The sequence below is a fragment of the Psychrobacter sp. UBA6739 genome (genome assembly GCF_002453835.1).
In the GTDB taxonomy this organism is placed as follows: domain Bacteria; phylum Pseudomonadota; class Gammaproteobacteria; order Pseudomonadales; family Moraxellaceae; genus Psychrobacter; species Psychrobacter immobilis_A.
Window position 1 is genome coordinate 63,216 of the sequence record NZ_DKHR01000051.1, and the last position, 14,563, is coordinate 77,778.

Sequence of the window (14,563 nt, forward strand, 5' to 3'; positions counted from 1 at the left end):
TCGATTCAAACGATGAATGTTTAAATGATGACATACCCTAAATAAAGCTTACCTAACTCAATGGTTAAACAAGCTGTTTTCTAACATTTATTTTGAGAGGCTATAGTCAGATGATAAATTACTGGCTCTGATAAGAGAGTTTTACACCAGCGATGTAGCCATCGTTATCTTGAAACTTGCTAACGATACTACCGTTAGGTAGCTGTCCTGTAGCATCGCCAAATTTTAAATATTTTCCGCCCACTGAAACTGCCCATTCAGGTGTCACATTGTACTTAACACCACCACCAAGACTGTAATATCCATCAATAGTACCAAGTGAGCTTATAGGGTCACCTGCACCAGAGTCATAACCAACGACCACTGAGCCAGCTAGCTTCTCATTAAAACGTTTAGCTAAGCCAACATCCACTTTCCATTGGTCTTTATCATAAGATAGTAGAGGTAGTCCCTCTGGAACAGCTGCTTTTGAGTAGGCATTGTAAAGTGGCGGCACAATAGAAAAATCACTCCACGGCACCCAACGTACATCCAAAGTACCTAATAACTGATACTTTTGACTTAATCCAGTTTCAATATTTAAATTAACAGATTCTGGCGTAGTGACAGTAGCATCAGTCGTAGCATACTCACCAATCGATTTTCCAAGATCAGAATTTGGATCAATTCCAAGCTTATCTAGTACTACGCCTTTTAGAGGTGACCCTAATAGTGGCACTCTTTCACCTATTGGTGTCTCATGCTCGATTTCAGAGCGATACGTTAGTGCGGCCTTTAATGCAATCTCAGGTTTACTATAAGCAAGACCAGCTGCCCAACCATAAGCAGTATCGTTATTTACATTCGCATCATAGCCAGTCAATGGTCCATACGCCTGACCACGCAAGTGTACTTCCGCTTCCGCTTTTTGCAATACTGGACCACCATATACTTGGAAGCCATTAGATTTAAAACCAACCAAGCCTGTCCATGTCTCGGTATGGACGCGAACATTAGTATTTTTATCGTAGTCAGGATCTAGTACTGAAGGATTGATAACTTCATTTGGCACTGAAATACCTGAAGATGAGTCCGCTATGGTATCTTTTCCTGCTTGAGATACAAAAGTGCTGTTTCCAGTATATTCTACTTCTGCACCCCAAGGTTCATCATAAAATACACCGATACTAACGTTGTCATTGATATCCGTTTTTACACCGTAGCGCATAAAAGAATAGGTATCACCAGTAATATTACCAGTAGGCGCACCTTTCTCATATGAAGCTTCATCTGACGTTATGCCATTTCGTATTTCTGTAGTGGGAGAGGTACGAATAGCACCTGCATTATCGTTACCAGAAACATCACTATCAATATAAGCGTAATCAATTTCGGCATAAGTGCCAGAGTTAAAAAAGCCCTTAATATCTTGACCTGAACGATCAAGACCAGCCGCCTGCGTCAACGATGCAGCCGATAAGGCAATAAGAGCGAGAGTGAGTTTAGAGATAGGGAACTGATGAGACACTTAGATATCCTCCATGAATAAAATAACTGGCAAGTAGCTTAGTTGCTATATAACGACTAGTCACTAAAGCTTATGCTGAGCAATCCTTTGCCAAACGACTTTTATACTTAACGATTGAATGTAACTATCGATTACACGATCACACTTTCGTTGTTATCAGACATTACTACTATGTAAGATAACGTAACTGATTTCAGTATCATAATTAAAGTTCAGCACTATAGCAACACCCTTTTTAATTTTTTGTGAAGATAGATTTATGTTAACTAATTTAGTATAAAAATCATAATAATTTGGACTATGTAAACCATTATTTTCTATGAGTAGTCATTAAAAAAACTTGCGTTTAGTTCTCGAAATCTATATAAAGCATTGATTAACAGCAGTATTTTTTGATAAAAAAAAATTAAAAAAGAGCAGCCTCAAAGGGCTGCTCTTTTTCAATCGTGCTGAATACAATTTTATTAAAACAAGTGTTCACTTAATATGCGATATTTTCTCACTATTTAACATCTTGATAGGACAATTTCACACCAAATATGTATCCATCATTATCCTGAAAATCACCAACAATCTTACCACTTGGCAACACACCTTGGGCATCGCCGAACCATAAGTATTTGCCACCTGCTGATACTGCCCAGTTTTCTGTCACGTTATACTTTGCACCCAAACCAGCGCTGTAATAACCTTCGATAGGACCTAACGAAGTGACAGGGTTGCCAGCACCACTATCCCAACCAACGGTACCACTAATTGCAAGTGCTGGTGCAACACGTTTGGCAAGACCAAGCTCAACTTGCCATTGATCCTCTTCGTACTCAACCAAGTTCAAACCATCAGGTCCATAAGATCTCTTACTAACTTCATTATATAATGGTGGCGTAATCTTAAAGTCACCCCAAGGTACCCAGCGCACTTTTGCAGTTGCTAACGTTGTAGGGTTAATACCCGTTTGAAAATCAAAGTTTACGGATTTAGGAGTAGTAATTTCCATATTACTGGTACGATTGGCTGCAGCTGGATCACCAGCTAAAGCACCTGCAATCGGGTAGTTTTCAGCAATCTTCATGTTGTGGTCGATTTCAGAGCGATAGGTCAGCGCTGCTTTTAAGGCAATTTCAGGTTTGCTATAGGCAATACCAGCTATATAACCATAGTCCATATCAGGGCTGTTACGTGAGGTATAGCCAGTAGCAGGACCATAAGCCAAACCTCGTAATTTTACTTCAGACTCAATACGCTGAGCAACTGGACCACCGTATACTTGAAACTCTTTATTGGCACCAAATTTTGCCCCAAGAATAGCTGTCAGGCTGTTACTACGTACTTCAACATTAGTACCTTCCCCTGCATTAGCTGCTTCAGCATTTGCGATACCTACTGCTCCACGCAAACCATCTAACTGCGCTTGCTGTTCATCTGTCAAGACTCCAGCCGCTTCTCCTGGCGTGAGCGCACCTATTCCAGCCAAAGCTGCGGCATAAGTGGGAGCTTGATTGTTAGTAATGGCAGCGACAGAAGCATCAAGATCGCCTTTCGACACAAAATTGTTGTCGCCAGTATATTGCGCTGCTGCGCCAAAGGGCTCATCATATAAGATACCAACACTAAAGGTTTCATTGATATCTGTTTTTACACCATAACGAAAAAAGTCATAATACTCAGCGATATCGCCAGTCTTATCACCTCTAACATAGGTATTGTTGCTAGGAACGTTATTGGCACTATCATAACCACTAACGTCAGCATCGATATAGGTGTAAACAGCTTCAGCATAGGTGCCATCTTGGAGGAAGGCTGTGACATCTTGACCCGAACGATCAAGACCTGCAGCATTGGTCATAGTAGCTACAGAAATAGTAGCAATAGCTACGGCAAGAGTTTTTAAGTGAAAAGTAGCGCGCATTGTTTATCTCCAAACATCCCAGTTGTTTAACCATTTACATAAACTATAAGCGACATTAATAATCGCAAGATTGCTTTACATAAAAGGTGTCCTGCTTTCGATAGTAATGACTTTTCAATCGTAAAACAATATTTAAAAGAAATTATTTTGTCTTTTATAACGTTATCGTTTTATCTTATTAGCAATTATCTAAACAATTGTTTTACTATAAGCTGAGGCATAAATACTTATATAAAATAATTAAACTATAGTTCATTAATTTTAGCCTCTGAGAATGCCCAATATATTCAATAAAAAACTCTCTAAGTCGAAATTGCTTTATTTTAAGCAAAAAAAAGCGACCCAATCAGGATCGCTTTTTATTATTTAGACTATGGATTTATAATTTAGCAAATTACACATCACATTAGTTTGCTTGGTAAGAAAGCTTCACGCCAAGTGCAAAACCATCGTTGTCTTCAAAGTTACTAACCACGGCTTTAGTCGGAATTTGGCCTTTAGCATCACCGAACCATAGGTATTTACCACCAGCTGATACTGCCCAGTTTTCAGTCACATTGTACTTGGCACCCAAACCAGCACTGTAGTAGCCTTCGATAGGACCTAGCGAGGTTACAGGGTTACCAGCACCACTATCCCAACCGACAGTACCTGTCACTGCTAATGCTGGCGTCATGCGCTTAGCGAGACCTAGCTCAACTTGCCATTGATCTTCATCATAACTAACTAATGCCAAGCCTTCATCATCTTTTGTCGATACTTTACTGACATCATTGTATAGTGACGGTACGATAGCAAAATCACTCCAAGGCACCCAACGGACTTTCGCAGTAGCTAGCATCGTCGGATTGATACCCGTTTGGAAATCAAAGTTGACTGATTCTGGCGTATTGATTTCAATATCAGAATGTCTGGTAGTCGGCAACGCTAGACCAGCGGTAGCACCTGCAGCCGTAGCAATTGGAAAAGTCTCAAAAGCTTTTGCATTGTGCTTGATTTCAGAGCGATACGTCAAAGCAGCTTTAAGTGCAATTTCAGGCTTGCTATAAGCCATACCAGCGATCCAGCCATAGTCTTGGTCATTACTGATGTGAGTGGTATAACCCTTGGCTGAACTGTATGCATCACCGCGCAATTTTACATCTGCCTTTACGCGCTGAGCCACTGGACCACCATAAGCTTGAAACTCTTTGTTAGCGCCAAATTTAGCACCAAGAATACCAGTAATGCTCTCAGTACGTACTTCTACTTGCGTCGCTTCGCCCGCTACTGCTGCTAGACCTTTAGCGGCTTCAAGACCAATAAGCTGACCTTGAGCGGCTTGTAACTGCTCAGCAGTTAGACCACCTGGATTACCTGGAGCAAGCGCCCCTTGCAATTGTGGTATTAATACGTTATCGACATAAGCTTCGGTAATATTAGGGTTTTTTGTAAAGTCTTGAATGATAGCGTCACGATCACTTTCGGTAACGAAATCGTTTTGACCGTTATAATCAGCGGCGGCACCAAAAGGCTCATCATATAAAATACCGATGCTAAACGTGTCGTTAATATCTGCTTTTACACCATAACGGAAAAAATCATAAGACTCTGCGATATCATTGAGCTTATTGCCTGACAAGTCTTTACCACTCACATCAGCATCGATATAAGTATAAACAGATTCGGCGTAGGTGCCATCTTGTAAGAATGCNNTGACCTGAACGATCAAGACCAGCAGCACTAGCAACGCTAGCAATAGAAAGAGCAGCAACAGCTACTGTGAGAGTTTTCAAATGAAAATTTGCGCGCATTATGTATCTCCAAACGTCCGCATTGTTTTACTACTTTACTTAATTTTAATAAGCAAGCAGCATCCGAGGTGGAGGATAGTAATGATTTTCGAACATTAAAACAACTGCAAAAACACATTATTTCCTGATTATGACTGAACAGTATCTGTATTTCACAATGCGGATATAATAGTTATAAATTTTCAATCATTTAGTTTTTGCAGATATTAATTTTGCAGGTATTAATAATGAGGGGGTCTTTCTGCCATTACATCAAAAGGTGCAATGCCGCCTTCAGGATCCTGACTTTCCACTTGTTTATAGATCAGCTGCAACTGTCGTTGTAATGTCTGAATATCTTTATCTTGCCGCGCAATCACCTCATCGAGTCGCTCTACTGTCATCTCTAGATGCGCCATACTCATCTGCAAATCAATGACTTGTTGCGTTTGTAGATCAGCATGCACAGCTAAAGCCTCGTTCTGAGCCTTATTTTGAGGATTAAATTGATTCATATTTTTCTCTGAATTATCATAAACATAAGACTGGTAGGATTCATTAATAAAATGGCTCGATGACCGATACAAAGTAGCAATTAGACGACGATGCTCTTTATAAAATAGCAGCCGTTAATAAAAGCCATAAATAGTGCGGATAAAATCATTTACGCTCACTACAGTCACGTGATGGCATGTTATACTGCTCGCAATTTTGCAGCAACCCCTACCTCACTATTATATAAGCTTAAGATATTCTATGGCTCTGATACATTTAAAAGATATCCACCTTGCTTTTGGCGTCGCTCCTGTTCTTGATGGCATTGATTTTGCTATTGAAGCAGGTGAACGTGTCTGTTTAATTGGCCGTAATGGCGAAGGCAAATCCACCTTATTTAAGCTAATTAACGGCACCTTACAACCTGATAGCGGCGAAGTCATTATCAATAGCAGCGTGCGCGTGGCGATGCTAGAACAAGACGTTCCCGAGACAAGCGGACGTATCCTAGACATCGTTATGGGTGGTAGCAGCCGTACGGCTGAGCTGCTTATCAACTACAATGCCCAAACAGATTTATGTGCCAATGGCGACATGGATGCTTGTGAGCGTATGGCCGATTTGCAGCATGATATCGATGCGGTACACGGTTGGGATTTAGAGCGCGAAGCCACCCGCCTTATCAAAACCATGGGGCTGGATCCAGATGATGATTTATCTTCATTATCAGGTGGTCGTAAGCGCCGTGTACTACTAGCACGTTCATTGGTCACCAAACCTGATGTACTGCTGCTCGATGAACCAACCAACCATTTGGACGTTGATAGTATTGAATGGCTAGAGCGCTTTTTATTGGATTGGCAAGGTCTAACATTGTTGTTTGTCACCCATGATAGAGCATTTGTCAATAAACTATCGACTCGCATCATTGAGCTAGATCGTGGTCAATTGACCAGTTATGACGTCACTCAAGGCGAAGGTGGCTATGCACGCTATCAAGAGCTAAAAGAGCTACAGTTACTCGCTGAAGAAAAAAATAACGCCAACTTTGATAAAAAACTGGCACAAGAAGAAGTTTGGATTCGCCAAGGTATCAAAGCCCGTCGTACCCGTAACGAAGGCCGTGTACGCGAGCTAAAAGCATTGCGTGAAGAGCGTAGCGATCGCCGTGAGCAAGTCGGTAACGTTAATATCACGATGGGTCAAGGCGAGAAAAGCGGTAAGCTGGTCTGTAAAGTCAAAAACTTACATCTTGAGTATAATGGCAACGTATTGGTTGATAACTTTACAACCACTATTATGCGCGGTGATAAAATCGGTATTGTCGGACCCAACGGTGCGGGCAAAACCACACTAATTAAAGCCCTACTCGATATGTCTGATGACGAAGTCACAAAGACTGGTAGTGTTGAGTTAGGTACCAACCTAAAAATCGCTTTCTTCGACCAGTTGCGCGATCAGTTAGACCTTGAAGCCAGTGTGGCGCAAAACGTCTCAGAAGGCTCAGACTTCGTCGAAGTGGGTGGTCGTAAGACACACATCATGAGCTATCTACAAGATTTCTTATTTGCCCCAGAGCGTGCGCGTACCCCAGTCAAAGCACTATCAGGTGGTGAACGTAACCGCGTACTACTTGCCAAGCAGCTATTAAAGCCTGCCAACATTCTGGTACTCGATGAGCCAACCAACGACTTGGATATGGCGACACTTGAGCTACTAGAAGAGTCCGTCGCCAGCTTTGGCGGTACGATTTTGCTCATCAGTCACGACCGCTCATTTATGGACAATGTCGTTACATCTACTTGGGTATTTGACCAAGATGAAGACGGCAAAGGTATCGTCAAAGAGTATGTCGGTGGTTATCAAGAATACTTGGTACAAAAAAACCGTGAGCAAGCAGCACACGCAGCTAGAGCACCAGCCAATAATGCAAATACTGCCAGTAAAGTTACCAATAAGACAACCGCAGCAAAACCTAACAAAGCTGCCAAAAAGCTCAATTTCAATGAACAGCGTGAACTGGACAATTTGCCAAAAGAAATCGCTGCATTAGAAGCTGAGCAAGCCCAATTGCAAGAGAAACTAGCAGATGGCTCATGGTTCACCACTGACGTTAATGCAGCGACTGCCGCAAGTGAGCGCCTACTCACGATTGAAGATAAGATGATGAGTAAGCTTGAGCGTTGGAGTGAGCTTGAGAGCTAACGTTAGCGACTAAAGCCATGTTTTATAAAACTTGGAGTTTGATAAGACATAAAAAGTAATGAAATAATCACCGTTTTGTTCTTACAAAGCGGTGATTATTGGTTTACGACTACTTACATAGTAGTTAGATAGTGAAAGTTAGTGAACATTACCTTAATTTCGAGTATCATTCGCTATTGCAAAATATCCTTATTAATTATAAGGTCATCACGCTTATAATCCTTGCCAAAAAATCTATGTGAGACATTGATAATGCAGCTATTTTGCATCAATTCTCCTATTCAACCTTAGAGTATGTTCTATCAAGGTTGCTTTATTTTTAACGCAATAATTTATTTTATCACCGAAATAGCTTAGAATAGCAACAATTAGCAAAATTAGGCACAGCCAAAGTGGCTTGATATTGTACATTTTCTAAGCCACAAACCCAGTGTGGGATAATCCCATTTCATTCACCTGGAGGAAGTATTAATGAGCCAAGCCGAAGGCGTTAACGTACAACGCCGTAGAGTTCTTATTGCCTCGACTGCCGCGATTGGTGCAGCTGGGGTAGCTGCTGTGGCAACACCTTTTGTCCGTTCTTGGTACCCAAGCGCTAAAGCTGAGGCTGCAGGGGCTGCAGTGACCCAAGATATTGGTTCTATCGAAGCAGGACAGATGATCGTTGTCAAATATCGCGGTAAACCCATTTTTGTGGTCAAACGCACAGAAGATATGCTAGCGACTTTAGCGTCAGTAAAACCTTTACTGTCTGACCCTGAATCTGATGCGTCATTACAACCTGAATACTGTAAAAATCCAGAACGCTCTATCTCGCCAGAAGTCTTGGTAGTAGAAGGCGTCTGTACACATTTAGGTTGTGCACCAAACTACCGTCCTGATGTTGGCGCGGCTGACTTGGGTGGTAATGATTGGTATGGCGGATTTTTCTGCCCATGCCACGGGTCTAAATATGACTTGGCGGGTCGCGTTTATAGTGGCGTTCCTGCACCGCTTAACTTACCTGTCCCAGATTACAACATGGATGGTACCATCTTGACGATTGGGGAGGCTTAATATGAGCATGGGTAAAAAGTTAATGCATTGGGTGGACGCACGCTTTCCAGCGACCGAAACCTATGAATACCATATGTCAAAGTACTATGCACCAAAAAACTTTAACTTTTGGTACTTTTTTGGCGTGTTATCAATGGTGGTATTGGTTAACCAATTGGTAACAGGTATTTGGCTGACCATGATGTACAACCCAAGTGCCGAAGGGGCATTTGCGTCTGTTGAATACATCATGCGCGATGTCAAAGGTGGTTGGCTCATCCGTTATATGCACTCAACTGGCGCATCTGCGTTCTTTGTGGTCGTCTATCTGCATATGTTTAGAGCACTGCTATATGGTTCATACCAGAAACCACGTGAGCTTATTTGGCTCATCGGTATGGGTATTTACTTAGCATTGATGGCAGAAGGTTTCTTCGGTTACCTACTTCCTTGGGGCAATATGTCATTTTGGGGTGCACAGGTTATCTTGAACCTTCCTGCTGCTCTACCTGTGATTGGTGATGGGCTTGCAGAATGGGTACGTGGTGATTATATTATCTCAGGTATCACCCTAAACCGCTTCTTTGCTCTACATGTGGTTGCTATCCCACTCGTACTTGTGGGCTTAGTATTCATGCATATTGTAGCGCTACACCATGTGGGTTCGAACAACCCTGATGGTATTGATATCAAAAAGCTAAAAGATAAAAATGGTGTGCCGTTAGATGGTATTGAATTCCATCCGTACTACACAGTGCATGATATGATTGGTATCGTGGTCTTCTTTATCTTGTTCTTTGCAGTGGTATTCTTCTTCCCAGAAGGCGGCGGATTCTTCCTTGAGCCACCAAATTTTGAGACAGCGAATTCATTGAAAACACCAGCACACATTGCACCAGTATGGTATTACACGCCATTCTATGCCATTTTACGTGCGGTTCCTGACAAGTTGGGTGGTGTGATTGCGATGGGCGGTGCGATTGCCGTACTATTCTTGATACCATGGCTAGACAGATCGCCTGTACGCTCTATACGCTATAAAGGCATTTTATCTAAAATTGCTTTAACCGTGTTTGCGATTAGTTTCTTAGTTTTAGGTTACTTAGGCGCGACGCCAACGACACCAACAGCAACATTAATGGCTCGTATCTTCACTGTCTTGTATTTCTTGTTTTTCTTACTGATGCCAATTTATACCTCTATTGAGAAGTGTAAACAGCCACCTGAACGCGTTACCGGAGGTCACTAATGAACACGCTAATTAAATCCCTAGCGGGTCTAGGCTTAGGCGCGGCATTAACCTTGACGGCTGGTACTGCACTGGCAGCTGGTGGCGGTGGATGTGGCACATTCACCAATGCTGAGGGTGTTGAAGAACACTTAGCTTGTAGTACTGCTCCTATTGATTTTACCAATAAGGGCTCGCTACAAAACGGTGCGAAAATCTTTATGAACTACTGTGCTGGTTGTCACTCTGCACAGTATGTTCGTCACTCGCGCATTGCTAAAGATTTAGAGATACCACCTGAGTTGGTCGAAAAGTATTTGATGGTCACCACCGATCAAATCGGTGATCATATCAATGCTGAAATTGATCCTGAAGTACAAGCATCATGGTTTGGCGCAGCACCACCAGACTTATCACTTGAGACCAGACTACGTGGCGATGACTGGGTATATACTTACCTGTTATCCTTCTATGAAGACCCAAGCCGTCCTTGGGGTGCCAATAACTTAGTACTTGCCAATGCGGCGATGCCTCATGTCTTGCATAATATGCAAGAAGAGCTGAGTGCTGAAGAGTTTGAATCCGAAGTGGGTGATTTGGTTAACTTTATGGCGTGGATGGCAGAGCCTAACCGTCATGACCGTCAAGTGATTGGCTTCTTTGTGATTTTATTCTTATTAGTATTACTCATTCCAGTTTACTTATTGAACAAAGAATTCTGGAAAGATGTAAAATAATTAAGTATTAAAAAATATATTTTTATCGAAAAAAAGGCACTACTCTGGTAGTGCCTTTTTTTGTCTCTTAAAAGACCATAAAACACTGAACCATAATTTAAAACAAGGCTCACCCGCAATGTTTACGTACCTTGCCTTGATAATCAGGGCAACTTTGTTTACGATGATAGGCTTTACTATTAACATTAGGCTTTCATGATTGATGCGAACGACATTCCAAGTAGTCAGCTGATTTTATACGCTGATGACGGCTACGACAGTCATGTAGTGCGCCTATTGCTTGAGGAAAAAAAGCTTGCCTATTATCTATCACGCTTGCACTCTGAACGGCCTGAAGATTTAACCGAGCTGAACCCCTATCACACCTTGCCTGTTCTGCAACAACGTGAAATCGCACTGTATGAGATTAACGTTATCTTTGAGTATCTTGAAGAGCGTTATCATACAAACAAACTACTACCGGATACACCGCAAGAGCGTGCCCAATTTCGCCAGCTGGCTTGGCGTATTCAGCATGATTGGCTGGTACTCGGTAAGCGTCTACTCATGCACCCTAATAGCTTTAATAAAACACAAGCTGCTATTGCAAAAAAACAGTTAAGCGATTCTTTGATTACTTTGTCACCACTGTTTGCTCATAAACCTTATTTTATGGCAGACGAGTTTGGCTGGTGTGATGTATTGTTAGCACCTTTGTTATGGCGACTTGAAGAAATGGGAATTGAGCTGCCACGCGCGATTAGTCGCCCCTTATTTGACTATCAACAGCGGGTCTTTGAGCGTACTAGCTTTCAAAAAAGTGTGCGTTAATTAGGGTGTATCCTCAATCTGGGCATTAAACCTTAAATGGGCCAAAATGACTAAATCTTTGTCAAACTGTGTCAAATAGCTTGCTTATATTTCGATATTATCAGTACTATTTTCCTTGTTTGGCTGCAATTTTTATCACCATTTTCAAAATCAGGACACGCCCTAGACAATGCTTAACCGCTGTCTTAAAATAGAAAACAACAAAATACCTTTAGATTATTTTCTTCAAATTATCAGTATAGGAAACCCTTAGATGAGCGAAACCACCTCTATTACCCCAACACGTCCCTATATGGTGCGCGCGCTTTATCAGTGGATAGAAGACAATCAACTAACGCCTTACCTGATGGTTGATGCCACTGCCGAAAATGTACAGATTCCAAGGGAACACGTGCAAGATGGTCGTATCGTATTGAATATCGCCAGCCGTGCGACTGGTAATATGAGTATGGAAAATGATTATATTCATTTTAGTGCGCGTTTTGGCGGCGTGTCACAAGAGATTTGGGTACCAATGACGTCGGTATTAGGTATTTATGCAAAAGAAAACTCGCAAGGGATGTTTTTTGACCCCAATGAATATGACAACTATCAACCTGAAGATGATGCGATAGTAAGCTCACAGAAGAGCCCTACTGCGACACCTAAAGCCAAACGTGATAATAAAGCTGGTTTAAAAGTATTGAAATAGTCAATTTTTCGGTATAAAAAAGGCTGGTCGTATTATATACGGTCAGCCTTTTTGTGATTAATCTAAAAGATTTATCATTGTGCACTTTTAGTTAACACGTAAGATTACTAGGGCGTGTCTTCATTTCAAAAATGGTGATAAAAATGAGATAAATTGCCGTCAAACAAGGAAAATAGCGCAGATAATATCGGGATATTAACCAGCTATTTGACGATGTTTGGCAAGATTTAGCCATTTTTAGCCCATTTAGAGGACTATCGAGTGAATTGAAGACACGCCCTAGGTTCTTGGCAATGTCACGCCGCGTTGACCTTGATATTTACCGCCGCGATCTTTATAGCTGGTTTCACATACGTCATCAGCATCACTTTGGAAAAACAGCATTTGTGCCACTCCTTCGCCTGCATAAATACGCGCTGGTAGATTGGTGGTGTTACTAAATTCCAAAGTGACATGCCCTTCCCACTCAGGCTCCAGCGGCGTCACGTTGACGATAATTCCGCAACGGGCATACGTTGATTTACCAAGACAGATCGTCAATACATCACGTGGAATACGGAAATATTCCATGGTGCGTGCTAGCGCAAACGAGTTTGGCGGAATAATACACTCGTCACCGATGACATCAATAAAGCTTTTTTCATCAAAGTTTTTTGGATCTACAATCACTGAATGAACATTGGTAAAAACTTTAAATTCAGGCGCACAGCGTACATCATAACCATAGCTTGACGTACCGTAGCTAACCAGACGCTCGCCTGCATCATTAAAACGTACTTGACCCGCTTCAAACGGCTCAATCATGCCGTGTTCTTCAGCCATTTTACGAATCCAGCGGTCAGACTTGATAGACATTGTTGTTCCTTAGCAGCTATAAAATAAAATTTACGATATGAAGTGTATTTTGATAGCGACGATTATACGGAATTGAGCGCTCAATTTATAGGCTTGCCTGCGTTTAATATAAATCTACAATCAATACGACAACCGCCTACCATTTTGCGAAATGATCTTCTGCTAAGCCCATTATCTTATCGATTTTAATCACGTCATCTTTTAGACGAATCTCACCACTATAAAAGCCAAGCCATTGCTCAAATATACTGGCAAGCACACCAAAGTTATCCGTCTTTTTATAAACGGTTATCGGCGTGAAAGTTAAGTCAATATCAACATTGCTCCAGCCTAGGTTTTGATGATAGATGCGCCAAGGCTGTCGCGTATTATCTATGGTTTTAGCATTATCATCTTGCTCATTAGCTGGCAAATTTAAACCATCACGGACAAACATCACAGGCGGTAAATAATAAATCTGCCCATCCAGCCAGCACGCATTTTCGCTAACCCCTGTTTCATTGACGCCCATTGCTAGATTTAGGGCAAAATGACGACCGTCTGGCAAATAGCTATTAATACAGGTCCAAAACCAATTGGTCTTGTGACGCATATAACCAAGCGTCCAATCGAGATTGGCGATAGTCGTTTTGGAAAAGTTAATTTGTTTGGCTTGAGCATCAGTGTTAAATTTTGAATGGGCTTTAATCAGTAAATGACCAGATATAACCGACAACGGTTCTTTTTGAGTAAAGGTCCAGCCGCGCCTGCCTGTTGGTGTGCAGACTGCTAATGGCGCTGATTGCCGCTGTAGCGTCGCATCAAGCGTAATGTGTTTACTATCCAATGCTACTTCGATTTGTGAAGGCGTAAAATCCAATGTTAATGTGAGATTACTATGGGTAAATGCCATTTGCCCTTGATAGCAATCGCCTTCTAACTGTGTTTGATGCATCAACGGCTGCAATGCTTCACAAACCTCTAACTGCTCAATCTCATCGTTATAAACATAAACGAAAGCACTGGTTGCCAGTTTAATCGTCGCTAATGCCAGACAAACCCGATAAGGCGGCTGGATAATTTGAATAAAACAGAATTGATTGGCTTTTAACTCTTTGCGCCAGTTTGGCAGCGCCTTTTGTGAGATAAGATGGCTGTGATAGTCCAAATAATTGATATTTTTAACGTGAGCAAAAACACCAAAAATAGGCTGACCATTTTTAATCAGCTCATCGAGCACAACTGGCTTAATGCTGGTAGATAATTGTTGCTGATCTTGCTCATTGCAATTTTGATTCATGATTAAGGCATCCTAGCCAAATTTTTCTAAAGGTACTATT

At 41.7% G+C, this 14,563-nt stretch carries 12 protein-coding genes; 6 read left to right on the forward strand and 6 right to left on the reverse strand.

The annotated features are described in order from the left end of the window. Positions 1-118 precede the first annotated feature (118 nt). From B2575_RS10870 to B2575_RS10885, 4 genes are all read right to left on the reverse strand, one after another. On the reverse strand, positions 119-1,507 hold the full coding sequence (locus B2575_RS10870) for an OmpP1/FadL family transporter (RefSeq protein WP_201501505.1): 1,389 nt from the start codon (positions 1,505-1,507) through the stop codon (positions 119-121). A 502-nt stretch (positions 1,508-2,009) separates the two neighbouring features. Next, the gene (locus B2575_RS10875; RefSeq protein WP_201501506.1) at positions 2,010-3,416 is read right to left on the reverse strand and encodes a hypothetical protein; all 1,407 of its coding nucleotides are present in this window, start codon (positions 3,414-3,416) and stop codon (positions 2,010-2,012) included. A gap of 406 nt (positions 3,417-3,822) precedes the next feature. Continuing rightward, positions 3,823-5,052 (reverse strand): outer membrane protein transport protein, encoded by a 1,230-nt coding sequence (locus tag B2575_RS10880; RefSeq protein ID WP_422662640.1) that lies wholly within the window; start codon positions 5,050-5,052, stop codon positions 3,823-3,825. Positions 5,053-5,430: 378 nt separating this feature from the next. Further along, on the reverse strand, positions 5,431-5,703 hold the full coding sequence (locus B2575_RS10885; protein ID WP_296241994.1) for a SlyX family protein: 273 nt from the start codon (positions 5,701-5,703) through the stop codon (positions 5,431-5,433). Positions 5,704-5,944: 241 nt separating this feature from the next. Between B2575_RS10885 and B2575_RS10890 the strand changes: the two genes are divergently transcribed. The 6 genes from B2575_RS10890 to B2575_RS10915 all read left to right on the forward strand — a co-directional run bounded on the left by B2575_RS10890 (position 5,945) and on the right by B2575_RS10915 (position 12,389). Further along, entirely contained in the window at positions 5,945-7,888 is a 1,944-nt protein-coding gene (locus B2575_RS10890; RefSeq protein WP_201501508.1) for an ATP-binding cassette domain-containing protein, read from the forward strand. 471 nt (positions 7,889-8,359) lie between these two features. Further along, entirely contained in the window at positions 8,360-8,944 is a 585-nt protein-coding gene (petA, locus tag B2575_RS10895; protein ID WP_045446807.1) for a ubiquinol-cytochrome c reductase iron-sulfur subunit, read from the forward strand. Between the two features lie 7 nt (positions 8,945-8,951). Then, a complete protein-coding gene (locus B2575_RS10900) occupies positions 8,952-10,172 on the forward strand; it encodes a cytochrome b (RefSeq protein WP_372815435.1) in 1,221 nt (406 codons plus the stop codon). Continuing rightward, complete coding sequence (locus tag B2575_RS10905; RefSeq protein WP_045446804.1) at positions 10,172-10,888, forward strand: cytochrome c1; 717 nt, start codon at positions 10,172-10,174, stop codon at positions 10,886-10,888. Before B2575_RS10900 ends, B2575_RS10905 begins: the two co-directional genes overlap by 1 nt. A gap of 195 nt (positions 10,889-11,083) precedes the next feature. Then, positions 11,084-11,698: a glutathione S-transferase N-terminal domain-containing protein gene (locus tag B2575_RS10910; RefSeq protein ID WP_201501509.1), complete on the forward strand. Its 615-nt coding sequence runs from the start codon at positions 11,084-11,086 to the stop codon at positions 11,696-11,698. A 253-nt stretch (positions 11,699-11,951) separates the two neighbouring features. Continuing rightward, on the forward strand, positions 11,952-12,389 hold the full coding sequence (locus B2575_RS10915; protein WP_045446801.1) for a ClpXP protease specificity-enhancing factor: 438 nt from the start codon (positions 11,952-11,954) through the stop codon (positions 12,387-12,389). A gap of 279 nt (positions 12,390-12,668) precedes the next feature. Here the strand turns inward: B2575_RS10915 and dcd are convergent, their stop codons facing one another. Next, a complete protein-coding gene (dcd, locus tag B2575_RS10920) occupies positions 12,669-13,244 on the reverse strand; it encodes a dCTP deaminase (protein WP_011513914.1) in 576 nt (191 codons plus the stop codon). A gap of 136 nt (positions 13,245-13,380) precedes the next feature. Continuing rightward, positions 13,381-14,523 carry a DUF2804 domain-containing protein gene (locus B2575_RS10925; RefSeq protein ID WP_060490793.1) on the reverse strand — a complete coding sequence of 381 codons (1,143 nt, stop codon included), beginning with the start codon at positions 14,521-14,523 and terminating at the stop codon, positions 13,381-13,383. Positions 14,524-14,563 lie beyond the last annotated feature (40 nt).